The organism is Streptomyces sp. CB02414, assembly GCF_001905385.1.
In the GTDB taxonomy this organism is placed as follows: Bacteria; Actinomycetota; Actinomycetes; order Streptomycetales; family Streptomycetaceae; genus Streptomyces.
Genome location: NZ_LIPF01000006.1, coordinates 263,265 through 284,704 on the forward strand (window position 1 = coordinate 263,265; position 21,440 = coordinate 284,704).

Here is a 21,440-nt window from a genome sequence, read left to right on the forward strand (position 1 = left end):
TGCCGTCCCACCGGCCCACCCTCCGGTTTCCGGCCCGCTATGCGCGTACCCCCTTCTCTTGTACGGGAGTTCACGGCTCAATACGAGGGTTGCACGCACCATCCCTGCACCACCCGTGCCAGTCACCGACGACACCTTGGGAGCAGCAGCATGTGCGAGGACGACCACGCAGGAATCGGCAGACGCGCGGTGTTCGTGACGGGAGCCGCCGCCGCGCTTACGTTGGGAACCGTGAGCTTCGCATCGGCGGCACCCCGTGAGCGGCGGACGAGAACGGTGCGGGGCACGCTGCCCACCGGCTCGCCCGACTTCGTGTACGTCCCCGTCGAGATCCCCTCCGGGGTCCGGGAGCTCCACGTCGCCTACACCTACGACCGGCCCGCCGTCCCGGCCGGCACCGCGGGCAACGCCCTCGACATCGGCCTCTTCGACGAGCGTGGCACCGAACTGGGCGGCCGGGGCTTCAGGGGCTGGTCGGGCGGGGCGCGCACCGAGTTCTTCGTGCGGGCGGACGACGCGACGCCCGGGTACATTCCGGGCCCGGTGCGGCCGGGCACGTGGCACGTCGCCCTCGGCCCGTACACGGTGGCGCCGCAGGGCCTGTCGTACGAGATCACGATCACGCTGACGTACGGGGAGCAGGGCGAGACCCCGCGGCCGGTGTACCCGCCCGAGCGCGCGAAGGGGCGGGGCCGCGCCTGGTACCGCGGCGACTGCCACCTGCACTCGGTGTACTCCGACGGCCGCTACACCCTCGCCGAGATCGCGGAGCTGGCGCGGGCGGCCGGGCTGGACTTCATCAACTCCTCGGAGCACAACACGCACTCGGCGCACGCGCACTGGGGACCGGAGGCCGGGGACGACCTGCTGATCATGCTGGGCGAGGAGGTGACGACCCGCAACGGCCACGTCGTCGCCCTCGGCACCGACCCCGGCACCTTCGTCGACTGGCGCTACCGGGCCCGGGACAACCGTTTCGGGCGGTTCGCGCGCCAGATCCGCCGCGCCGGGGGCCTGGTCGTCCCGGCCCACCCGCACGCCACCTGCATCGGCTGCAACTGGAAGTTCGGGTTCGGGGAGGCGGACGCGGTCGAGGTGTGGAACGGGGCCTACACACCCGACGACGAGGTGGCGCTGGCCGACTGGGACGGCATGCTGGTCGCCGCCGTACGGGACGGGCGCGGCGGGCGGCACGGCGGGGACTGGATCCCGGCGATGGGCAGCAGCGACTCCCACCGCTCCCCCGACGTCATCGGGCGCCCGCAGACCGTCGTCCTCGCCGACGACCTGACCCGGGAGGCGATCCAGGAGGGCATCCGGGCCGGGCGGTCGTACGTCGCCGAGTCGGCGAAGCTGACGCTGGCCTTCACCGCCTCCGGCGGGCGGGGCGAGCACGCCGGCATCGGTGAGCGGCTGCGCGTGGACGACGACACCCCGGTCACCGTCCGCCTGGAGGTGACGGGCGCCCCGCGCTGCACGGTGCGGTTCGTCACCGACCAGGGCGTGCTGTTCACCAGCGCCCCGCTGCCGGTGTCCGGCGCGGACGTCGTGGAGTGGCGCACGACCGCGTCCTACGCGGCGTACGTGCGGGCGGAGCTGCGGCACGAGGCGGCGGCGGGGCCGTTGCCGGGGGCGCTGGCCGCGTTCACGAATCCGATTTTCCTGGGGCGGGAGTAACCGGGGCAGCCCGAAGACCGGCCGGCGGCAGGCGCATTCAAGTAATCGGGAAACGGGCCGAATTACCGTTCGCCGCCTCGGGCCGTGCAGCGCTCATGCAGACTTGTCGTGCGTTATCGCAAGGGGAAGGAAGCCTCAAGGTGATCTGACAGGCGTGGAAACCGAAGGTCCCTCGGACTTCCTTCCCCGATTACCGCTCTTGTCCCTCGGCGGAGCATGCACAGCCGTGCAATTCCCGCGCTACTGGCGGACGATGGCGATCACATTCCAGGCGAACGCTCCGTGGGCGAGAAGACACGTGGCCCATGTCCCGCCCGTGCGGGTCCCGTGGCGCAGCACCGTGCTCCACCCGACCGCCATCAGGACGGCGGACAGGGCCAGAAGCGCCCAGGAAGCGGCGAGCCACGGCGTGGAGGGCTCCGTGAAGAGCCTGACCAGCGCCACGGGAGCGAGCGCGAGCAGAGGCAGGGCCCACGTGCCTTCCGTGGCGGCGCGGGCGGACATGGTGTCGGTCATACCGAGTACTCCGTGTCTTCGTGGTCGGCCGAGTGGGGCCCGCGTCAGCGAAGGGCGTTGTAGATCTCAAGGAGCGTCAGGCCCGGGGTCGCGCCGCCTGCTGGGCTTCGGCCTGCTTACTTCTTCCCCCGATTCGGTCTGCCGCCGTCCCGCTGGCCAGGAGAGAAAACGACACGTACCGGAACTCCATTGGTCGGTGGAGCGCCAGGCACACGAGCATGCTAACCACGAATCGATCACTTGACCACCGGCACATACACGCACGGTAATTGAGCCTTCATCGAGTTCACGCCGGGCGGCCGTTTCCGCTCTCCCGCGTCAATTCCCGGCCAGGTCCACGACGACCGCCGCGTGGTCGGAGGGCCACACGCCGTCCACGGGTCCGTCGCCCGCCCGTCGCGCGGTACGTACCCGGCCGAGTCCGTCCGGCCCGGGCGGCCCCACGTGGACGTAGTCGATCCGGACGCCCGGGACAGGTGGGTTCGGGATGTACGGGTTGGCCGCGTCCCAGGTCGAAGCCGGCGCCGAGGGGTCCGCGACGTCCCAGGCGTCGTGCAGCCGCCCCGCGCGCAGGAGGCGGACCTCCGGTGACTCGGGGCGGGCGTTGAAGTCCCCGGTGACGACGGGCGGGAAGGCGGTGCCGTGGCGGTACTTCGCGACGAAGTCCGCCAGGGCGGCGGCCTGTTCGCGGCGCACGGCGGCGGCATGGTCTCCGGAGTTCAGGTGGGCCGTGAAGAACGGGACCGGGTGGCCGGGGGCGTCCAGGCGGGCGTGGAGCGCGAGGCGTCCGTCGTCGAGTTCCGTCGGCGCGGGCAGCCGCAGCACCGCCCGCTCGGTCACCGGCCAGCGGCTGAGCACCGCGTTGCCGATGCCGACCGTGTCGTCCGCGATCCGCCGTTGCCACCGCTCGGGGGCCTCGGAGGCGGCCCAGGCGCAGTGCAGGCCGAGTTCACCGGCCAGCCACTCGGCGAGGTTCGCGCCGTCGTCGGCGGCCCACACCTCCTGGAGTCCGACGACATCGGGCCGCAACTCCCGCAGCACGGCGAGGACCGCCTTCTGCCGGTCGGCCCACGGCCCGAACCGCCACCACAGATTCCAGGTCACGACCCGCACGACCGCACCACCCGTCTCTCGGCCCTGCCCTCACCTTCCCCCTGAGGTTTTCCGGGGAACATGGAGGCACACGAGACGGGAGCGTGAACGAACGATGTCGAAGCCGCCCTACGCCGAGAAGAAGTACCGGGCCGTCACGGCCGTCCAGCGCCGGCTGAACGCCGTGATGCGCCGCCTGCCCGCCCAGACCCTGCTGGAGACCACCGGCCGCGTCTCCGGCCTGCCCCGCCGCACACCGGTGGGCGGACGCCGGGTCGGGGACTCCTTCTGGCTGGTGTCGGAGTTCGGCGAGCGGTCCCAGTACGTACGCAACGTCCGGGCCGACCCGCGGGTACGGGTACGCATCAGGGGCCGCTGGTACACGGGCACGGCCCGCCTCCTGCCCGACGACGACCCGGTCGCCCGCCTCCGGCTCCTCCCCCGGCTCAACAGCCTGGCGGTGCGGGCCATGGGCGTCGGGACGGGGCACCTGACGGTGCGGGTGGACCTGGACGACGGTGAAAGCAGGTGAGGGACCTGTGATCGGCGTCTCCCGCGGCTGACGCGGTCGGCATGAACAAGGCAAACTGGCCTGGTTGCTCAGGATGTCTAGGGGGACGGCATGGACGGTGTACCGCGGGTTCCGGAGCAGCGGCATCCGGGAAGCCCGGCGGAACCCGAACAGTCGGCCGGGCTGCGCTTCGGCGTACTCGGACCGGTACGCGCCTGGCGCGGCGGGGAGCCGCTGGCCACCGGCTCCCCCCAGCAACGGGCCCTGCTGGCGGCCCTGTTGCTCCGTGAGGGGCGGACGGCCACCGCGGCCGAGCTGATCGACGCCCTGTGGGGCGAGGAACCGCCGTCGCAGGCGCTGGCGGCGGTACGGACGTACGCGTCGCGGCTGCGCAAGGTCCTGGACCCCGGCGTGCTGGTGAGCGAGTCGGGCGGGTACGCGGTGCGCCTGCCGGGCGAGGGCGCCCTGGATTTGGGGACGGCCCAGGACCTGGCCGCCGAGGCGGAGAAGGCCCGGGGCGCCTCAGACCTGTGCCACGCCCGTGACGTTCTGCGCCGCGCGCTGGCGCTGTGGGACGGCGAGGTACTGGCGGGCGTACCTGGCCCGTACGCGGAGGGGCAGCGCGTACGCCTGGAGGAATGGCGGCTCCAACTCCTGGAGACGTGCCTCGACATGGACCTGGAACAGGGCTGCCACGCCGAGGCCGTCTCGGAACTGACGGCGCTCACCGCGGCCCACCCGCTGCGCGAACGCCTGCGCGAGCTGCTGATGCTGGCCCTGTACCGCAGCGGACGCCAGGCGGAGGCGCTGGCCGTCTACGCGGACACGCGGCGCCTGCTGGCCGACGAACTCGGCGTCGACCCGCGCCCCGGCCTCCAGGAACTCCAGCAGCGCATCCTCCAGGCGGACCCGGGTCTCGCCGAACCGTCGGCGCCGGCCGAGGAAGCGGTGTCGCCCCCGGTCCGCCCGGCCCAGCTCCCCGCCACGGTGCCCGACTTCACCGGCCGTACGGCCTTCGTCCGCGAGCTGAGCGACGTACTGGCCTCGGCGTCCGGGGACGGACCGTCGGGCCGTGTCATGGCGGTCTCCGCACTGGCCGGCATCGGCGGCGTCGGCAAGACGACCCTCGCGGTGCACGTCGCCCACCAGTCGCGGGCCGCCTTCCCCGACGGGCAGCTCTACGTCGACCTCCAGGGCGCCGGCGCGCGGGCGGCGGAACCGGAGACGGTGCTGGGCTCCTTCCTCCGCGCCCTCGGCACGCCCGACTCGGCCGTCCCCGACTCCCTGGAGGAACGCGCCGCCCTCTACCGGTCCGTCCTGGACGGCCGCCGCGTCCTCGTCCTCCTCGACAACGCCCGCGACGCCGCGCAGGTGCGGCCCCTGCTGCCCGGCACGGACGGGTGCGCGGCGCTCGTCACGTCCCGGGTGCGGATGGTGGACCTCGCCGGGGCGCACCTGGTCGACCTGGACGTGATGTCCCCGGAGGAGGCGCTGACGCTCTTCACCAGGATCGTGGGCGAGGAGCGGGTGGCCTCGGAGCGGGAGGCGGCGCTGGACGTGGTCGGGGCGTGCGGTTTCCTGCCCCTCGCCATCCGCATCGCCGCGTCCCGGCTGGCGGCCCGCCGCACCTGGACCGTCTCGGTCCTCGCCGCGAAACTGGCGGACGAGCGGCGCCGCCTGGACGAGCTGCGGGCCGGCGACCTGGCGGTCAAGGCCACCTTCGAACTGGGCTACGGCCAGCTGGAACCGGCCCAGGCCCGTGCCTTCCGGCTGCTGGGGCTGGCGGACGGCCCGGACATCTCCCTGGCGGCCGCCGCCGCGGTGCTGGACCTCCCGGTCGAGGACACGGAGGACCTGCTGGAGTCCCTGGTCGACACCTCCCTGCTGGAGTCGGCGGCCCCCGGCCGCTACCGCCTGCACGACCTCGTCCGCCTCTACGCGCGTGCGTGCGCGGAACGGGACGAGCACCCGCCGAGCGAGCGGGAGGCGGCGCTGTCGCGGCTGCTGGACTTCTACCTGGCCACGGCGGCGGGGGTGTACGCGATCGAGCGGCCCGGGGACCGGCTGGTGGACGGCCTGGAGCCGACGGAGTACCCGGGGCTGTCGTTCACCGAGGGATCGGCCGCGCTGGACTGGCTGTACACCGAGGCGGCGCCGCTGCTGGCGGGTGTGCGGCAGGCCGCGGGAACCGACAGGTTGCGCCGCGCGGTGGACCTGCTGTGGGCGGCGAAGGACCTGACGGAGTCAGGGGCGAACTCCCACCAGTACGAGACGACGGCGAGTGCGATGTGCGAGGCCACCGCGGCCGCCGGGGACACTCGCGCTCAGGGCAGGGCGCTGACCACCCTCACCAACGTCCTGCTGGTGTCCGGCCGCATCCAGCAGGCCGCCCAGCAGGCGGCTCTGGCCATGAAACTGGCGGAGTCGGCGCTGGACACGACGGCGGTCAGCTGGGTCGCCAACGACCGCGGGCTCATCTCACTGCACCAGGGGCGGTATGCGGACGGCCGGGCCTTCCTGGAGCAGGCCATCGACGGGTACCGGGCCGCCGGGAACCGGGCCGGCGAGGCACTGAGTCTCTGCAATCTCTCCCGGGCCCACCTGGGCATGGGAAACACCGCCAAGGCCGTGGCCATCGCACACCGCGGGCTGACTGCGCAGCTCGACATCGGCCGGACCATGCGGCTCGCCAACGGGCACTTCACCCTGGGCATCGCGCTGACCCAGGCCGACCGCCACGGCGAAGCCCTCCAGCAGTTCTCCGACGCCCTGCTCATCTTCGAAGCCCACCGACAGCGCCTCTGGCAGGGGACGACCAACTTCCGCATCGCCGAGGTGCACCTGGCCGCCCGCCGCCCCGCGCAGGCGGCCCGGCACTCCGAACAGGCTCTGGCCCTGGGGTGCATCGGAGGTGACCGCATGCGCGGGAACGTCCTGACCCTGCTGGGCCGCGCTCTCTCCGCGCTCGGTCAGGCGGACCGGGCGAAGGCCTGCTGGCAGGAGGCGCTCAACATCTTCCAGCAGATCGGTGCTCCGCAGGCGGACGACGTGCGGGCGCTCCTCTCCCCTCGGTCAGCGGCCTGAACGACGCCGTACCCGGGGGCGGGTGGGCGTTCAGCGTTTGTTTATGCCCCTCGGGCACTGTCGTTGCTGTCACACCGTCGCGTCGGGGGGCAGACGGGGTGGCCGGGAGCCCGAGAAGTATCGTGCGGCTCCGAACGCCCGTCCGGCGGCCCACGGGGGAGCTACCGGACGGGCGTCGCCAACTCGCTGACTCAGCAGCAAAGGACCGAAGACATGAGCGACAAGCAGAAGGAAGCGGCGGCCACTCCGCAGGACAACGCCATGCCCACGCCGCCGGCGAACGACGAGACCGTCACCACGCTCGACAACGCCATGCCCAGCGGCCCCGCCGACACCATCACCACGATGGACAACGCCATGCCGGCCCCGCCCGCCCTGGACCTGGACGGCGACGGCAAGTAGACCTTTCTCCACACGGGGATCGGCCGCGGCGGCGCGGAGGGGAGCCGCCGCGGCCGACATGTGTCCGGGCGCCGGCGGCATCGTCGCCGGCGCCCGGACTCATGTCGTACGGGCCGTCCCCGTGCCCTTCTCCGCGTCCAGCGCATACACGCAGCGGTCCTTGCTGCACGCGTACACGATGCCGTCCCGCACCACCGGCGAGCCGGTGATCTCGCCGCCGGTGGCGAGCTTCCAGCGGAGGCGGCCGTCGTCGGACTTGAGGGTGTAGAGGAGGTGGTCCGTGGAGCCGAAGTGGATGCGGCCCTCGGCGACCGCGGGGGCGCCCACGATGTCGCCGCCCGCCTGGAAGCGCCACTTGGGCGTGCCGGTGACCGCGTCCAGGGTGTAGAGGCCCTTGCCGCTGCCGACATGGACGTGGCCGGCGGCGACCAGGACCGGGTCGGTGGAGGAGCGGGCCTCGGTGGCGATGCGCCAGCGGTCGCGGCCGTCGGTGGCGTCGAGGGCGTAGACGGTGCCGAGGTAGTCGGCGAGGTAGACGCCGCCGCCGGTCACCGCCGGGCCCGGTACGAAGGCCGGCGGGGCGAGGAAGACCGCCGGGGCCTCGAAGTGCCAGCGGACGTGCCCGGAGGCGACCTCCAGGGCGAGGACCCGGGTGCCGGCCGAGACGTAGACGTAGCCGTCGGGGGCGGGGGCGACCCGGACCGGGACCCCGCCGCAGGAGGCGGCGTCGCCGATCGGGTACGACCAGCGCTCGTCGCCGGTGCGGGCGTCCAGGGCGCGCAGCCGGGCGTCCTGCCAGACGTACACCGTCCCCTCGTGGAGCGCGGCGCCCGCCTCCGGGGACTCGAAGTCGGTCTGGCAGCCGGTGATCTCCCACAGTTTCTGGCCGCCCGAGGCCTCCCAGCCCTGCACGCCGCCGCCCCGGGTGGCGGTGACGAGGGTGCCCCGCTCGGCCTGGAGCGAGTACACCCAGGCGTCGGTCTGCACGCGCCACAGGTCGGCGCCCTCGCGGGCGTCGAGGGCGAAGAGGGTCGGCCCGTCGGAGGCGTGGACACGTCCGTCGGCGACCGCCATCGACCAGGCGACGTCCCGGGTCTTGAAGCGGCGGCGGCCGGTGGCGACGTCCAGGGCGTGCACCTCGAAGGAGGTGACGTAGACCAGTTCCTCGGCGACGGCCGGGGTTCCCCACACGTCGTTGGACATGCGGAAGCGCCAGGGCCGCCAGCCCGCCGGCGACGCCTCCGGGGGCGCGGCGGGGGCGGGCGGTGCGGCGGGGTCGGCGCCGTTGACGCCGGGGCGCGGGCGGGACCAGGACGCGGCGAGGGCGGACTCCGGCGGGGGCGCGGCGACGGCGGCGGCGCGCATGTCGGCGACGCGCGGACCGGGGCCGATGGGCACGGAGACCCCGGCCAGCCGGACCGGGCCGGAGTCCGGCGAGCCGACGGGCGCGGGCACCGGCGGCGCGTGTCCGGGCGGTGCCGGTACGACGGGGTCGTGGGAGGGCGGGGGCGGGAGCGGGGGCGCGGGTACGGCGGGGGCGGGGCCCGCGGGGCCGCCGTGCGCTCCGCCTCCGGCACCGCCCCGGCCGCCGGCGGTCGTGGCGAGCCTGGGCGCGGGGCGGCCGCCCCGGCGGCTCTCGATCAGGCCCACCGCCCGCTCCGGCAGCCACGCCGACGCCGTACCGCTGTCGTCCGAGCCGGAACCGAACAGGTGCGGGGCGAGCTGGGCCTGGAGGTCGGCCGGGTTGGGGCGGGCCGTGGCCTCCATCTGCATGCAGGACTCGATGAGCGGGCGCAGCTCGTCGGGGAGGCCTTCGAGGTCGGGGCCCTCGCGCAGCAGCATGAAGACCGTCTCGACCGGGTTGGCGCCGTGGAAGGGCGGGTGCCCGGTGGCGGCGAAGACCAGCATCGAGCCGAGCGAGAAGACATCGCTGGCGCCGGTGACGCTGCGGGAGTCCTTGGCCTGCTCCGGGGACATGTAGGCGGGCGTGCCGACGGCGACGTTCGTCATCGTCAGCCTGGTGTTCGAGACGCCGGACGCGATGCCGAAGTCGATCACCCGGGGGCCGTCCTCGACGACGAGGACGTTGGACGGCTTCAGGTCGCGGTGGACCAGGCCCGCGCCGTGGATCGAATGGAGCGCCTCCGCGACGCCCGCCGCCAGCCAGCGCACCGCCTGCGCCGGGAGCGGCCCGCACTCGTTCACTATCTCCTCGAGGGAGGGAGCGGGCACGTAGGCCGTGGCCAGCCACGGCACCGCGGCGCGCGGATCGGCGTCGACCACTGCGGCGGTGTAGAAACCGGAGACCGCGCGGGCCGCCTCCACCTCCCGCGTGAAGCGGACGCGGAACAGCTGGTCCTCCGCCAGCTCCGTGCGGACCGTCTTGATCGCCACGCGCCGCCCGGACGCCGAGCGCGCGAGATAGACCAGCCCCATGCCGCCGGCGCCGAGCCGCCCCAGCACCTCGAACGGCCCGATCCGCCGCGGATCGTGCTGCGTCAGCTGATCCACCACTTGCCTGCCACCTCCCCGTACGAGCCGCGCCACCCACATATGTACGCGACCGAAGTGCAGCGTCTCACCACGGCACCCCAGTGGCGGCACGCACCCCGATTCTTCCTGTCCGGAGCGCTGGTGGCGAACCTGCGGACAATCGGGGTGTGTCATCCCGATCCCGGACAAAGACTCCCTGGTGGCCCGCGCCCCCGACCTCCGCTCAGCGCTGCAGCAGCGCGAACGACGCTCCCTGGTCGTCGGAGACCACGGCCACCCCTCCGTACGACGTCTCGAACGGAGGCACCCGCACCCGCCCGCCGAGCCGGGCCACCCTGCCGAGCGCGGCCTCGACGTCACCGGTCAGGAAGTGCACGAGGAAGTGCGGCGGCATCTCGGCCGGGAAGACGGAGGAGACGGGGGCGCGGCCGAAGTCGGGAGCGGCGTCCGGCCCGAAGAGGGCGTCGTGGAACAGGTCGCCGTAGAAGGCGTTGGCGGCCTCGGTGTCCCGGGTGTACAGCTCGGCCCAGGTGAAGGTGCCCGGCTCGTGCCGGCGCCCGAAGCCGCGGTGGCGGTCCGGCTGCCAGAGGGCGAAGACGGCGCCGTCCGGGTCGGCGGCGAGCGCGGTGGTGCCCTGGTCGCCCACCGGGTGGGGCGGGGTGACGATCTGGCCGCCGCCCGCCCGGATGCGCCCGGCCAGCGCGGCGGCGTCCGGGGTGTGGAAGTACACGGACCACACGGTGGGCATCCGGCCGTCCGTCTTGCGGACCAGCGCGGCGACGGGCTCGCCGTCCAGCCGCGCCCGTACGGTCTCCTCCTCCGGTGCGTCGAAGGTCCACCCGAAGAGCTCCCCGTAGAAGCGCTTGCCCGCCTCGACGTCCGGCAGCTGGGCGTCGGCCCAGCAGGGTGCGCCCTGAGGGAGTTCCGGACGAGCGGACGCCGTCTTCTGTGATGCCCCGTTTTCGGCCATGCCGTCAAAGTAACCGCGCCGCCCGCACCGCGCAGACCAGGCACACCAGCCTCCTGGCGCTCGCACACCCCATTTGCAGTCGGCCGAATCGCGCTCGGATCACCCGTCGGTAAGCTGACGGCATGACAGGACAAGTGCGTACCGTCGACGGCCGCGTGGCCGGTCGACGTGGGCAGGCGACCCGGCAGAAACTGCTCGACTGCCTCAGCGACATGCTCAGCTCCTCCCCCTATCGCGATGTCAAAGTCATCGATGTCGCCCGCAAGGCCGGCACCTCGCCCGCGACCTTCTACCAGTACTTTCCGGACGTCGAGGGCGCCGTCCTGGAGCTCGCCGACCACATGGCCGCCGAGAGCTCCGGACTGGCCGAGCTGACGGCGGGCCGCTCGTGGACCGGCAAGGCGGGCTGGCAGACGGCGCAGGAACTGGTCGACGGGTTCCTGGACTTCTGGCGGAAGAACGACGCGATCCTCCGGGTCGTCGACCTGGGTGCGGCCGAGGGGGACAAACGGTTCTCCAAGATCCGCATGAAGGTCCTGAACTCGGTGCACTCCTCCCTCACGGACTCCGTCGCCGAACTGCAGGCCAAGGGCAAGGTCGACAAGGACGTGAACCCCGCGGCGATCGCCGGTTCCCTGGTCGTCATGCTGGCCGCCGCGGCTTCGCACCAGAAGGGCTTCTCCTCCTGGGGCGTCAAGCAGGCCGAACTCAAGCCCACCCTCTCGCTGTTGATGTACCTCGGCGTCACCGGCAAGAAGCCCGCCAAGTAGAGCCGGTCGGCCCGGCGCCGGAAGCGGCAGCCTGTCATCTCCGTCGCGCCCGCACTACGCCGGCAGCGGCCGGTCCCGCACCACGTGCTTCATCACCAGCGTCGACGTCAGCCGCAGCACCCCGGGCAGGGTGGCGAGCCGCTCGTCGTAGAGCCGCTGGTAGGCCGCCAGGTCGGCGGCGACCACCCGCAGCAGGTAGTCCGGCTCCCCGAACAGCCGCTGCGCGTCCACCACCTCCCCCACCTCGCTGACCGCCCGCTCGAACTCGGCGACCGTCTCCCGGTCCTCCTGCCGCATCGACACGAAGACCAGCGCCTCGAAGCTCAGGCCCACCGCGGCCGGGTCCACCACCGCCCTGTAGCCGCCGATCGCCCCGGACCGCTCCAGCTCGCGCAGCCGCCGGTGACACGGCGAGACGCTCAGCCGCACGCGCGCGGCCAGTTCGGTCACGGTCAGCCGCCCGTCCTGCTGGAGCTCGGCAAGAATTTTCCGGTCCATGTCATCCATGGGGGAAATTCGTCCACTCAAGGTGCCGCACGGGGAAAAACTCGGGAACACCTTCGGGGCATCTGCTCCTAATCTTCCCGGTATGGACTCGGCACTGCTTCTCTCCTTCCTCGCCCTGGACCTGCTGCTGGTGTGCGTGCCGGGCGCGGACTGGGCGTACGCCATCGCGGCGGGACTGCGCGAACGGTCGGTGACGTGGGCGGTGGGCGGCCTGGTCGCCGGGTACGCGCTGCACACGCTGCTGGCGGCGGCGGGGCTGGCGGTCCTGGTCGCCGGGTCGCCGGGGCTGCTCACGGTGCTGACGGTGGCGGGCGCGGCGTACCTGGTGTGGCTGGGGTGGGGGGTGCTGCGGCGGCCGGGCACTCCCGGTGCCGCGCGGGAGGAGGGGCCGGCCGGCGCGGAGGGTTCAGCCACCGCGGAGGGCGGTTCCCGCGCCCGGGTCTTCCTGCGCGGTGCGACGATCAGCGGCCTCAATCCCAAGGGCCTGCTGCTCTACCTGTCCGTGCTGCCGCAGTTCCTGGTCACCCGGGGTGCGCACCTGCCGGTGCCCGTGCAGACTGTCGTCCTGGGGCTGCTGCACATGGCGTGCTGTGCCGCCGTGTACCTGACGGTGGGTCTCGCCGCCCGTGCCGTCCTGGGTGCCCGGCCGGCCGCCGCGCGTGCGGTCACCCGTACGTCGGGCGCCGCGATGCTGGGCATCGGCGCGTTCCTGCTGGTGCAGCGCCTGGCGCTGTCCTGATCCCGCCGGCCGCCCGGCGCCGGGGGAACAGCCGCCGTCCCGACCGGCGTTGACGTGGTACCGAGGAAGCGACCGACGCCCGTACCCGCTGGAGGAGACCGGAATGGCCCTGACTCGCGAAGAGCGTGAGAAGTTCCTGGCCGAGCCCCACATCGCCGCGCTCGCGGTGGACGCCGGAGCGGGCCGCGCACCGCTGACCGTGCCGATCTGGTACCAGTACGAGCCCGGCGGCGACGTCTGGATCATGACCGGACTGGACAGCCGCAAGAACCAACTGATCAAGGCGGCCGGGCGGTTCTCGCTGATGGTCGACCGGCTGGAGCCCACCATCCGGTACGTGTCGGTGGAGGGGCCGGTCGTCGGGACGGTCACCGCCACGGACGAGGACCTGCGGGAGGTCTCCGCCCGCTACCTCCCGGCCGACAAGGTCGACGGCTACGTCGCCTTCGCCTCCGCCAACCACGGCGACCAGGTCGTCGTCCGGATGCGTCCCGAGCGGTGGGTGTCCTCGGACCTCGGCTCGGTCTGAGCGCACGTGACAATCGGGGCATGGATACCGAGCCGACCGATCTCCACGAGCTGCTGAGGTCACTGCGGGTGTGGGACCCCGCGGTCACCGAACTGCCGCCCCTCGACCCGGCCGACGCGCCCGGCGACCCACTGGACCTGTTCACGAGGTGGTTCGCCGAGGCGGTGGCGGCCGGGCAGCGCGAACCGCACACCGTGTCGCTGGCGACCGCGGACGCGGAGGGGCTGCCGGACGTGCGGATCGTCATGCTGCACGGGGCCGACGAGGACGGCTGGTCCTTCGCCACGCACGCCGGCAGCCGCAAGGGCCGGCACCTCGCGGCCCGCCCGTACGCCGCGCTCGTCTTCCACTGGCCGGTGCTGGGCCGCCAGGTGCGGGTGCGCGGCCCGGTCACCGTCGCGCCGGCCGAGGAGGCGCGGGCCGACCTGCACGCGCGGTCGGCCGGCGCCCTGGCCGCCGCGCTCACCGGGCGGCAGAGCGAGGACCTGGGGTCGTTGGAGGAACTGGCCCGAGCCTCCGAGGCGGCCTGGGAACGGGCCGGCCGCGAGCCGGACGCCCCGGCCCCGTCCTGGACGCTGTACCGGCTCCTCCCCGACGAGGTGGAGTTCTTCCAGGGCGACCCCCACCGCCGCCACGTACGGCTCGCCTACCGGCGGACGGAGGACACCGGGCGCACCACCTGGCGCACGGGCCTGCTCTGGCCCTGACGGGCGGCCACGGCCACTGCCCGCCGGGGACGCCCGTCAGCGGCGGGCGGGGACGGGAACAGCCCTCGGACACGCCCGCCTGCGGCGGCAACCGCGCACCTCACCTGCCGCACACACCCGCGCTGCCCCGCGCAACGCGCCGCCCACCGGGCGAAGCAGGCGTCCGCAGCGGTCAGCGCGCCCCCGGCGGGGCCGGCACAGCCCCGCACACGCCCGCCGACCACGGCAAGCACACACCGGCCTGCACGCCAACGGCACCCCCCCGCCGACCACACCCACCCACACCCCCCGCGCAACGCGCCGCCCACCGGGCGAAGCAGGCGTCCGCAGCGGTCAGCGCGCCCCCGGCGGGGCCGGCACAGCCCCGCACACGCCCGCCGACCACGGCAAGCACACACCGGCCTGCACGCCAACGGCACCCCCCCCCCGCCGACCACACCCACCCACACCCCCCGCGCAACGCCGCCCACCGGGCGAAGCAGGCGTCCGCAGCGGTCAGCGCGCACCCGCGGGCGGGAACGGCCGCGCACCCGCGCTCGGCGCTCAGCACCGCCCGCGCGGCGGGGCCGGCTCCTTGTCCGTCGCCAGCCGGGCGTGCAGGTGGGCGTCGCGGAACGCGTCGTGCCGGCCGGCCTCGAACATCGCGCCGCGCAGCGTGCCCTCGGGGGCGTACCCGCATCGTTCGGCGACGCGGCAGGAGGCATCGTGGCCCAGCGCGTGGCCCAGTTCCAGGCGGTGCAGGCCGAGTTCCGCGAAGGCCCAGCGTGAGGCGAGGAGCAGGGCGCGGGTGGCGACGCCCCGGCCGCGGGCCTCGGGGAGCACCCAGTAGCCGACCCGCGCCAGCCTCAGCGGCAGGTTGATCTCGTTGACGCCGATGTGGCCCAGCGTCGTACCGCTCTCCCCGTCCGTGATCCGGAACGACGCGGCCCTGCCCTCCCCGGCCTCCTGGGCCCGTGCGCGCAGCGACTCGCGGGCGCCGGCGAGGTCGGTCCACAGCTTGAGCGGGGTGTTCCAGCGCTGGAACTCGGGGTCCAGGCAGCCGCGCAGCCAGCTCTCCGCGTCGGCGTCGGACCCGGCGTCCCAGGGACCCAGGTGCAGCCCGTGTCCGCGGGGTTGGGTCAGAGAGGGGAGCAGGGTGGGCATACGTGTGGAGGCCATCGGGCCATTGAAGCCGACCCGTCGCGGTCGTGACCGTTCCGCAACCGATTCCGGTCTTGACCGAGACCCATCAAGCCGAGCCTTGATTACGCTCGCGGCATGGCCGACTCCACAGCGTCCGCTCAGCCGCAGCCCGCCCACCCCGCGGAGCGCCCCGTGTACGTCATCGGCGCAGGGCCCGGCGGCCTCGCCGTCGCCCACGCGCTGCGCGCCCGCGGCATACGGGCCGTCGTCCTGGAGCGCGCCGACCACGTCGGAGCCTCCTGGCGGCACCACTACGACCGGCTGCGCCTGCACACCACCCGCCGCCTGTCGGCGCTGCCCGGCCTGCCGATGCCGCGCCGCTTCGGGCGGTGGGTCGCCCGGGACGACGTGGTGCGGTATCTGGAGAAGTACGCCGAGGTCCACCAGCTGGAGATCGTCACCGGCGTCGAGGTCTTCCGTGTCGAGCGCGCGCCCGACGGCGCCGGCTGGACGCTGCACGCCTCCGGGGGCCGCGAGCTGACCGGCGCCGCGGTGGTGGTCGCCACCGGCTACAACCACACCCCGCGCGTGCCGGACTGGCCCGGGCGTCAGACGTACACCGGCGAGTTCCGGCACGCCGCCGAGTACCGGAACGCCGCCCCCTACGCGGGCCGCGACGTCCTGGTCGTCGGCGTCGGCAACACGGGCGCCGAGATCGCCGTGGACCTGGTGGAGGGCGGGGCCGGCCGGGTCCGGCTGTCCGTGCGCACCGCGCCGCACATCGTCCGCCGCTCCACCGCGGGCTGGCCCGCCCAGTACAACGGCGTCCTGGCCCGCCGCCTGCCCGCCCGTCTCGTGGACCGGCTCGCCCGGCCGCTGGCCCGGATCAGCACGCCCGACCTGTCGGCGCACGGGCTGCCCCGCCCGGAGACCGGCCTGCTCACCCGGGCCGCCGAGGGCGCGATACCGGTGCAGGACGTCGGTCTGATCGACGCGGTGCGCAAGGGGCGGGTGGAGGTCGTGGCCGCCGTGGAGGGCTTCGAGGACGGCAAGGTGGCCCTCGCCGACGGCACCCGCACCGCCCCGGACGCGGTGATCGCCGCCACCGGCTACCGCCGGGGACTGGAGGGCCTGGTCGGCCACCTTGGCGTGCTCGACGCGCACGGCAGACCGACCGTACGGGGCGCCCGCAGCCGGCCGGACGCCCCCGGCCTGTACTTCACCGGCTTCACCAACCCGATCAGCGGCATGCTCCGCGAGCTGGGCCTCGACGCCGGCCGCATCGCCGGGGCGGTGGCGAAGAGGGAGGCGGGGCGGGTGTCACGGCTGCCGGGCAGACCCTAGGCGGTGCCGCCGGGCGCCGCGGCCGGACGGCGCCGGATCACCAGGGCCATCAGGGCCGCCGCCGCGCACAGGGCGCCGGAGGCGACCCAGACGACGTCGTAGGAGCCGAACTCGTCGCGGGCGACGCCGCCGAGGAAGGCGACGAGGGCGGCGCCGACCTGGTGGGAGGCGAGGACCCAGCCGAAGACGATGGCGCTGTCCTCGCCGTACTGCTCGCGGCACAGGGCGAGGGTGGGCGGGACGGTGGCGACCCAGTCGAGGCCGTAGAAGACGATGAAGAAGACCATCGGGGGGTGGACGCTGGGCGCGAGGAGGAGGGGGAGGAAGAGGAGGGAGATGCCGCGCAGGGCGTAGTAGACGGCGAGCAGGCGGCGCGGTTCGAAGCGGTCGGTGAACCAGCCGGAGGCGACGGTGCCGATCACGTCGAAGATCCCGATGACGGCGAGCAGCGCGGAGGCGGTCGTCAGCGGCATGTGGTGGTCGTGGGCGGCGGGGATGAAGTGGGTCTGGATCAGGCCGTTGGTGGAGGCGCCGCAGATCGCGAAGGTGCCGGCGAGCAGCCAGAACGGGCCGGTGCGGGCGGCGGAGAAGAGGACCGTGAGGGCGCGGCGGGCGGCGCCCGGCACGGGGGCGGGCTTGGGAACGAACTCCTTGGAGCCGTACGGCTCGATGCCCACGTCGGCGGGGTGGTCGTGCAGGAGGAGCCAGACGAAGGGGACGACGGCGAGGGCGGCCAGGGCGACCGTGACGGCGGCGGGGCGCCAGTCGTACGTCTCGACGATCCAGGACAGCAGCGGCAGGAAGATCAGTTGCCCGGAGGCGGAGGCGGCGGTGAGGACGCCGGTGACCAGGCCCCGGCGTTCGGTGAACCAGCGGTTGGTGACGGTGGCGGCGAAGGCCAGCGCCATGGAGCCGGAGCCGAGGCCCACCAGCAGGCCCCAGCAGAGGATCAGCTGCCACGCCGACTCCATCCAGACCGTCGCGCCCGAGCCGAGGGCGATCACGGTCAGGGCGGCGGCGACCACGCGGCGGATGCCGAAGCGGTCCATGAGCGCGGCGGCGAAGGGCGCGGTCAGCCCGTAGAGCGCGAGGTTGACGGAGACGGCGGCGCCGATCGTGCCGCGCGACCAGCCGAAGTCCTGGTGGAGCGGGTCGATGAGGATGCCCGGCAGGGAGCGGAAGGCGGCCGCGCCGATGATCGTCACGAAGGTGACGGCGGCGACCCACCAGGCGCGGTGCACACGGGGGCGGCGGCGCGGGCGGTCGGGCTCCGGCTGGTGTACGGCTGCTGCGGCGTCGTCGGTTGTCTGGGTCACGTCATTGAGCTTCGGGGACGGGTCCCGGCCGATCGAGTGGCCCGAAGGACAGCATTCGCTAGGATCGGGCCATGGCGTCCGACCGTACGTCCCCAGCCCTCCCCGCCCCCAGGCCGCACCGCGTCGTCGTGCTCGCCCTCGACGGCCTGCTCCCCTTCGAACTGGGCATCCCGCAGCGGATCTTCAGACTCGCGCGCGACGAGCGGCGGCGCCGCCTGTACGAGGTCGTCACCTGCTCCGTCCGCCCGCCCGGGCCCGTCGAGACAGACGCGGACTTCGCGATCATGGTGGAGAACGGCCCCGAGGCCCTGGCCACCGCCGACACGGTCGTCGTCCCGGCCTCCTACGAGCTCGGCCCGGTCCACGACGAGGGCGTGCTGACTCAGGAGCTGGCCGCAGCGCTCGCCCATGTCCGGCCCGGCACCCGGCTCGTGGCGATCTGCACGGGCGGGTACGTCCTGGCCGCCGCCGGCTTCCTCGACGGGCGCCCGGCGACCACGCACTGGGCCTCCGCCGAGCACTTCCAGCGGCTCTTCCCCAAGGTGCGGGTGGACGCCGACGTGCTGTTCGTCGACGACGGCGACGTCCTCACCTCGGCCGGCGTCGCGGCCGGCATCGACCTGTGCGTGCACATCGTGCGCCGGGACCACGGCACGGCGGTCGCCAACGAGGTGGCCCGCCGCACGGTCGTACCGCCGCACCGCGACGGCGGGCAGGCGCAGTACATCGAGCGGCCGGTGCCCGATCCGCAGCAGTCCTCCACGACAGGCGCCCGCGCCTGGGCACTCGCCCGCCTCCAGGAGCCGATCCAGCTGCGGGACATGGCCGCGCAGGAGTCGATGTCGGTGCGCACCTTCACCCGCCGCTTCCGCGAGGAGGTCGGCGTCAGTCCGGGTCAGTGGCTCACCGGACAGCGCGTCGAACGGGCCCGGCACCTGCTGGAGTCCACCGCCCTCTCCGTCGACCAGGTGGCCCACGACGCGGGCTTCGGTACGGCCCAGTCGATGCGGCAGCATCTGCAGGCGGCGCTCGGGGTCACCCCGACCGCGTACCGGCGGACCTTCCGGCCCGACTTGTCCACAGCCTGTGGAGAGTGAGGGGCGGCGGACGGAACTCGTCGGCCGGCGGCGCGGCGCCGACCGCCCCGAGCATGGCATCGCGCGCCGCCACCCGACTCCGGCGCTCCCGCCCGGCTCCCGTCGCCCCCGAGGGAACCGCCGCCGAAACACGACCCACACTCGTCGAGGGCTCCGTCACCGAGCCCTCGTCGTCCCCTCGCGGCGAATCGTCGCCTACAAGCGTGAGGAAACGGTCACGATCCGTCAACCGGCAGCGGACTGTTCATCACTTACACCCGGTTTGTACGGGACGCGCACGGAAGCACACACCGGCGCACTGCCGCACCGGCCCCGCGAATGACGGGCTCCGCGCACCGGGCGCCTCCGCGTCCCGCGCCGGCCGCTACACCACCTCGTACGCGTACCCCTCGTACGCGACCGCGCCGTCACCGCCGTCGCAGGTAGGCGCGGTGTCCTCCGGCCCGGCGCAGCGGTCCAGTTCGCACCAGATGCGCTTGCCCGTACCCTCGCGGCTCCAACCCCAGCGGTCGGCGAGGCCGTCGACCAGGGCGAGACCCCGGCCGCCCGTCTCCTCGCCGTCCACGCAGCGGGGCACCGGGGCCCGGTCGCTCGCGTCGTCCACCTCGAGGCGGACGGTGGCCTCCCCGGCCTCCTCCGTCACCGCTCCCGGGAGCACCAGCCGCAGTACGGCCGAACGGCCGGTGTGCACCACGGCGTTGGTGACGAGCTCGGAGACGAGGAGCACCAGCGTCTCGGCGAGTGGTTCGTCGGCCTGTATCCCGGACCCGGCGAGCCGTGAGCGCGCCCACCGCCGGGCCCGCCCCACTTCCGAGGGGTCGGGCCGGACCTCCAGCTGCACTTGAAGCACCTGCACCGCTCACACCATCCGAACCGGCGGACACAAAGGCTCGCGCCTCATGAGGGCCACGATCGTAGCCATTCTCTGCATGGCCAGAACAACGGCCGGGCGGGGATCACGGAACGTGAATCCCTTGCGGGACAGCATGGTTGACGTACAGTCACGCCAACAAGCGCTTCGGGCATATTCCAGCGCGAAGGAGTACCCCTGCGGCATACTGTGCGACGCCCGCTCCGGGGAGTCGAACAGGCGGCGGCCGACGGCCGTTCCACCACACTCGGCGCTCAGGACCACTCGCATCCCACACAAGGTACCGGAGTGTGGCGCCGACTCCGGGCCGTGACGGGTCACACGGCGGACACAACCCGGTATCAACGCTCCGTGACGCCGCCGTGCCACGATCCGTGACATCCCGCGCGGGGACGGAGTGCGGAGACAGGTGGAGACGGCCGGCGGCGCGCGGCGCGCTACTCCGGGACGGTGAAGTAGCGGGCGAAGGCCGGGACGATCTCCGCCTCCCCCACCCTGCCGTCGCCGTCCGTGTCGAGGGCGGCGGCGACCGACCGCGCGGTCTCCTCCGGCACGCCGAGCACGGTGAGGACCCGCGCGACGTCCTCGACGCCGACCGCTCCGTCGCCGTCGGTGCCGGCGACGTCCAGGGCCGCGTGCAGGAAGGGGCGGGCGATCTCGGCGAACCGGTCCGGGTTGTCCCGCAGCCGCTTGACCGCCGCCGTGACGAACTCCTCACGGGTGATGCGCTGGTCGCCGTCCCGGTCGGCGATGCCCGCCATGCCCTGCCAGAGCGCCTCCGCGCCGCCGTACAGGGACTGCCCCCGCTCGGAACGGGCGGCGGTGCCGAACTCGGCGAGCAGCGCCTTGGCCGCCGCGTTGAAGTCCGCACGGTCGATGTAACCGTTGCCGTCCTGGTCGAAGGTGGCGAAGCGTGCGGCGATCCTGCGCTCGTACTCGCTGTTGACCATGGTTCTCTCCGGCCGCCTCACGTCGGTGTCGGTGGTCTGCGTCTCGCTCGGAGAGTACGACGCCGGCCGCGGCCGCGGGCGGCATACGGGCCGACGGGCCGGGCGGGTGCGCGGTTCAGGCGGACAGCGGGCGGGGCCTGTCGCCGGTCGCCGAGGCGAGGTCGGGATGGACGTCGAAGAGGCGGCGCACCCCGAGCGCGCCGAGAACGCGGTTGACGTGGGAGCCGTCGACGGCTCCCTGGGCGGGCAGTATCAGGCGCAGCCGCCCCTGGCAGGAGCGGATGAGCCGCCGGGACGCGATGAGCACACCGACCCCGCTGGAATCGCAGAACAGGACCTCGGAGAGGTCCAGGACGAGACTGTGCCGCCCCTCGGCCACCTCGTCGTGTACCCGCTGCCGCAGCACCGGTGACGTCACCAGGTCCAGTTCACCCGACACCTGGAGCACGGCCCATTCGCCCTGCTCGCCGCCGGTCACATTGAACGTCACCACCATGCCCTTCAGTCGCCGGTACATCGGACGTCCGGAATCACCCGAAATTCACCCGAAACGGAAGCCATGCTTACGCTTCTTGGGCGCGCGCCTGCCCACCGGCCGTTCCCGCAAACGCCGACCCGGAAACGGGGAACGATCGGAAAAGGCTTGTTTCAGACGGTTTCGATCCCGTTCGATCGATTCCGGTCGCACGATAGAGGGTAGGCGAGGTGCCTAGCACGTGCGGGCCGCCGGGGGCGCGCATTGA

General features: G+C 73.6%; 20 protein-coding genes. 10 read left to right on the top strand and 10 right to left on the bottom strand.

Annotated features, from left to right (window positions below):
• The first annotated feature begins 150 nt into the window (after positions 1-150).
• The gene (locus tag AMK11_RS21035) at positions 151-1,677 is read left to right on the top strand and encodes a CehA/McbA family metallohydrolase (RefSeq protein WP_073729477.1); all 1,527 of its coding nucleotides are present in this window, start codon (positions 151-153) and stop codon (positions 1,675-1,677) included.
• 240 nt (positions 1,678-1,917) lie between these two features.
• Here AMK11_RS21035 and AMK11_RS21040 read toward each other — a convergent pair whose 3' ends face one another.
• Entirely contained in the window at positions 1,918-2,193 is a 276-nt protein-coding gene (locus tag AMK11_RS21040) for a hypothetical protein (RefSeq protein ID WP_073729479.1), read from the bottom strand.
• Between the two features lie 318 nt (positions 2,194-2,511).
• Positions 2,512-3,306 (bottom strand): endonuclease/exonuclease/phosphatase family protein, encoded by a 795-nt coding sequence (locus tag AMK11_RS21045; protein WP_073729481.1) that lies wholly within the window; start codon positions 3,304-3,306, stop codon positions 2,512-2,514.
• 94 nt (positions 3,307-3,400) lie between these two features.
• Here AMK11_RS21045 and AMK11_RS21050 point away from each other — a divergent pair, with 94 nt between their 5' ends.
• The 3 genes from AMK11_RS21050 to AMK11_RS21060 all read left to right on the top strand — a co-directional run bounded on the left by AMK11_RS21050 (position 3,401) and on the right by AMK11_RS21060 (position 7,282).
• Positions 3,401-3,817 (top strand): nitroreductase/quinone reductase family protein, encoded by a 417-nt coding sequence (locus AMK11_RS21050; RefSeq protein ID WP_073729483.1) that lies wholly within the window; start codon positions 3,401-3,403, stop codon positions 3,815-3,817.
• A 90-nt stretch (positions 3,818-3,907) separates the two neighbouring features.
• A complete protein-coding gene (locus tag AMK11_RS21055) occupies positions 3,908-6,880 on the top strand; it encodes an AfsR/SARP family transcriptional regulator (RefSeq protein ID WP_073729485.1) in 2,973 nt (990 codons plus the stop codon).
• Positions 6,881-7,093: 213 nt separating this feature from the next.
• Positions 7,094-7,282: a hypothetical protein gene (locus tag AMK11_RS21060; RefSeq protein WP_073729487.1), complete on the top strand. Its 189-nt coding sequence runs from the start codon at positions 7,094-7,096 to the stop codon at positions 7,280-7,282.
• Between the two features lie 99 nt (positions 7,283-7,381).
• Here the strand turns inward: AMK11_RS21060 and AMK11_RS21065 are convergent, their stop codons facing one another.
• Both AMK11_RS21065 and AMK11_RS21070 read right to left on the bottom strand, forming a co-directional pair.
• Positions 7,382-9,796 (bottom strand): outer membrane protein assembly factor BamB family protein, encoded by a 2,415-nt coding sequence (locus AMK11_RS21065; protein WP_073729489.1) that lies wholly within the window; start codon positions 9,794-9,796, stop codon positions 7,382-7,384.
• Positions 9,797-9,998: 202 nt separating this feature from the next.
• Complete coding sequence (locus AMK11_RS21070; protein WP_073729491.1) at positions 9,999-10,745, bottom strand: VOC family protein; 747 nt, start codon at positions 10,743-10,745, stop codon at positions 9,999-10,001.
• A gap of 134 nt (positions 10,746-10,879) precedes the next feature.
• Between AMK11_RS21070 and AMK11_RS21075 the strand changes: the two genes are divergently transcribed.
• Complete coding sequence (locus tag AMK11_RS21075) at positions 10,880-11,515, top strand: TetR family transcriptional regulator (protein WP_073729493.1); 636 nt, start codon at positions 10,880-10,882, stop codon at positions 11,513-11,515.
• Positions 11,516-11,569: 54 nt separating this feature from the next.
• On the opposite strand, the gene AMK11_RS21080 is transcribed toward AMK11_RS21075, so the two are convergent.
• On the bottom strand, positions 11,570-12,022 hold the full coding sequence (locus tag AMK11_RS21080; RefSeq protein ID WP_073729495.1) for an Lrp/AsnC family transcriptional regulator: 453 nt from the start codon (positions 12,020-12,022) through the stop codon (positions 11,570-11,572).
• Between the two features lie 82 nt (positions 12,023-12,104).
• Here AMK11_RS21080 and AMK11_RS21085 point away from each other — a divergent pair, with 82 nt between their 5' ends.
• The 3 genes from AMK11_RS21085 (at position 12,105) to AMK11_RS21095 (ending at position 13,997) form a co-directional block, all read left to right on the top strand.
• Positions 12,105-12,761, top strand: coding sequence for a LysE family translocator (locus tag AMK11_RS21085; RefSeq protein WP_073729497.1), 657 nt, complete (start codon positions 12,105-12,107; stop codon positions 12,759-12,761).
• 103 nt (positions 12,762-12,864) lie between these two features.
• A complete protein-coding gene (locus tag AMK11_RS21090; protein WP_073729499.1) occupies positions 12,865-13,290 on the top strand; it encodes a pyridoxamine 5'-phosphate oxidase family protein in 426 nt (141 codons plus the stop codon).
• Positions 13,291-13,310: 20 nt separating this feature from the next.
• On the top strand, positions 13,311-13,997 hold the full coding sequence (locus tag AMK11_RS21095; RefSeq protein WP_073729501.1) for a pyridoxine/pyridoxamine 5'-phosphate oxidase: 687 nt from the start codon (positions 13,311-13,313) through the stop codon (positions 13,995-13,997).
• A gap of 543 nt (positions 13,998-14,540) precedes the next feature.
• Here AMK11_RS21095 and AMK11_RS21100 read toward each other — a convergent pair.
• Positions 14,541-15,155, bottom strand: coding sequence for a GNAT family N-acetyltransferase (locus tag AMK11_RS21100; RefSeq protein ID WP_079187582.1), 615 nt, complete (start codon positions 15,153-15,155; stop codon positions 14,541-14,543).
• Between the two features lie 99 nt (positions 15,156-15,254).
• On the opposite strand from AMK11_RS21100, the gene AMK11_RS21105 reads away from it, so the two are divergent.
• Positions 15,255-16,463 (top strand): flavin-containing monooxygenase, encoded by a 1,209-nt coding sequence (locus AMK11_RS21105; RefSeq protein WP_073729505.1) that lies wholly within the window; start codon positions 15,255-15,257, stop codon positions 16,461-16,463.
• Here the strand turns inward: AMK11_RS21105 and AMK11_RS21110 are convergent.
• Positions 16,460-17,779 carry an MFS transporter gene (locus tag AMK11_RS21110; RefSeq protein ID WP_073729507.1) on the bottom strand — a complete coding sequence of 440 codons (1,320 nt, stop codon included), beginning with the start codon at positions 17,777-17,779 and terminating at the stop codon, positions 16,460-16,462. The genes AMK11_RS21105 and AMK11_RS21110 overlap by 4 nt on opposite strands.
• A 71-nt stretch (positions 17,780-17,850) precedes the next feature.
• Between AMK11_RS21110 and AMK11_RS21115 the strand changes: the two genes are divergently transcribed.
• The gene (locus AMK11_RS21115; RefSeq protein ID WP_073729509.1) at positions 17,851-18,876 is read left to right on the top strand and encodes a GlxA family transcriptional regulator; all 1,026 of its coding nucleotides are present in this window, start codon (positions 17,851-17,853) and stop codon (positions 18,874-18,876) included.
• 364 nt (positions 18,877-19,240) lie between these two features.
• On the opposite strand, the gene AMK11_RS21120 is transcribed toward AMK11_RS21115, so the two are convergent.
• From AMK11_RS21120 to AMK11_RS21135, 3 genes are all read right to left on the bottom strand, one after another.
• On the bottom strand, positions 19,241-19,717 hold the full coding sequence (locus tag AMK11_RS21120; RefSeq protein ID WP_073729511.1) for an ATP-binding protein: 477 nt from the start codon (positions 19,715-19,717) through the stop codon (positions 19,241-19,243).
• A 467-nt stretch (positions 19,718-20,184) separates the two neighbouring features.
• Complete coding sequence (locus tag AMK11_RS21130) at positions 20,185-20,697, bottom strand: EF-hand domain-containing protein (protein ID WP_073729515.1); 513 nt, start codon at positions 20,695-20,697, stop codon at positions 20,185-20,187.
• 115 nt (positions 20,698-20,812) lie between these two features.
• Positions 20,813-21,193 (bottom strand): STAS domain-containing protein, encoded by a 381-nt coding sequence (locus AMK11_RS21135; protein WP_073729810.1) that lies wholly within the window; start codon positions 21,191-21,193, stop codon positions 20,813-20,815.
• Between the last annotated feature and the right edge of the window lie 247 nt (positions 21,194-21,440).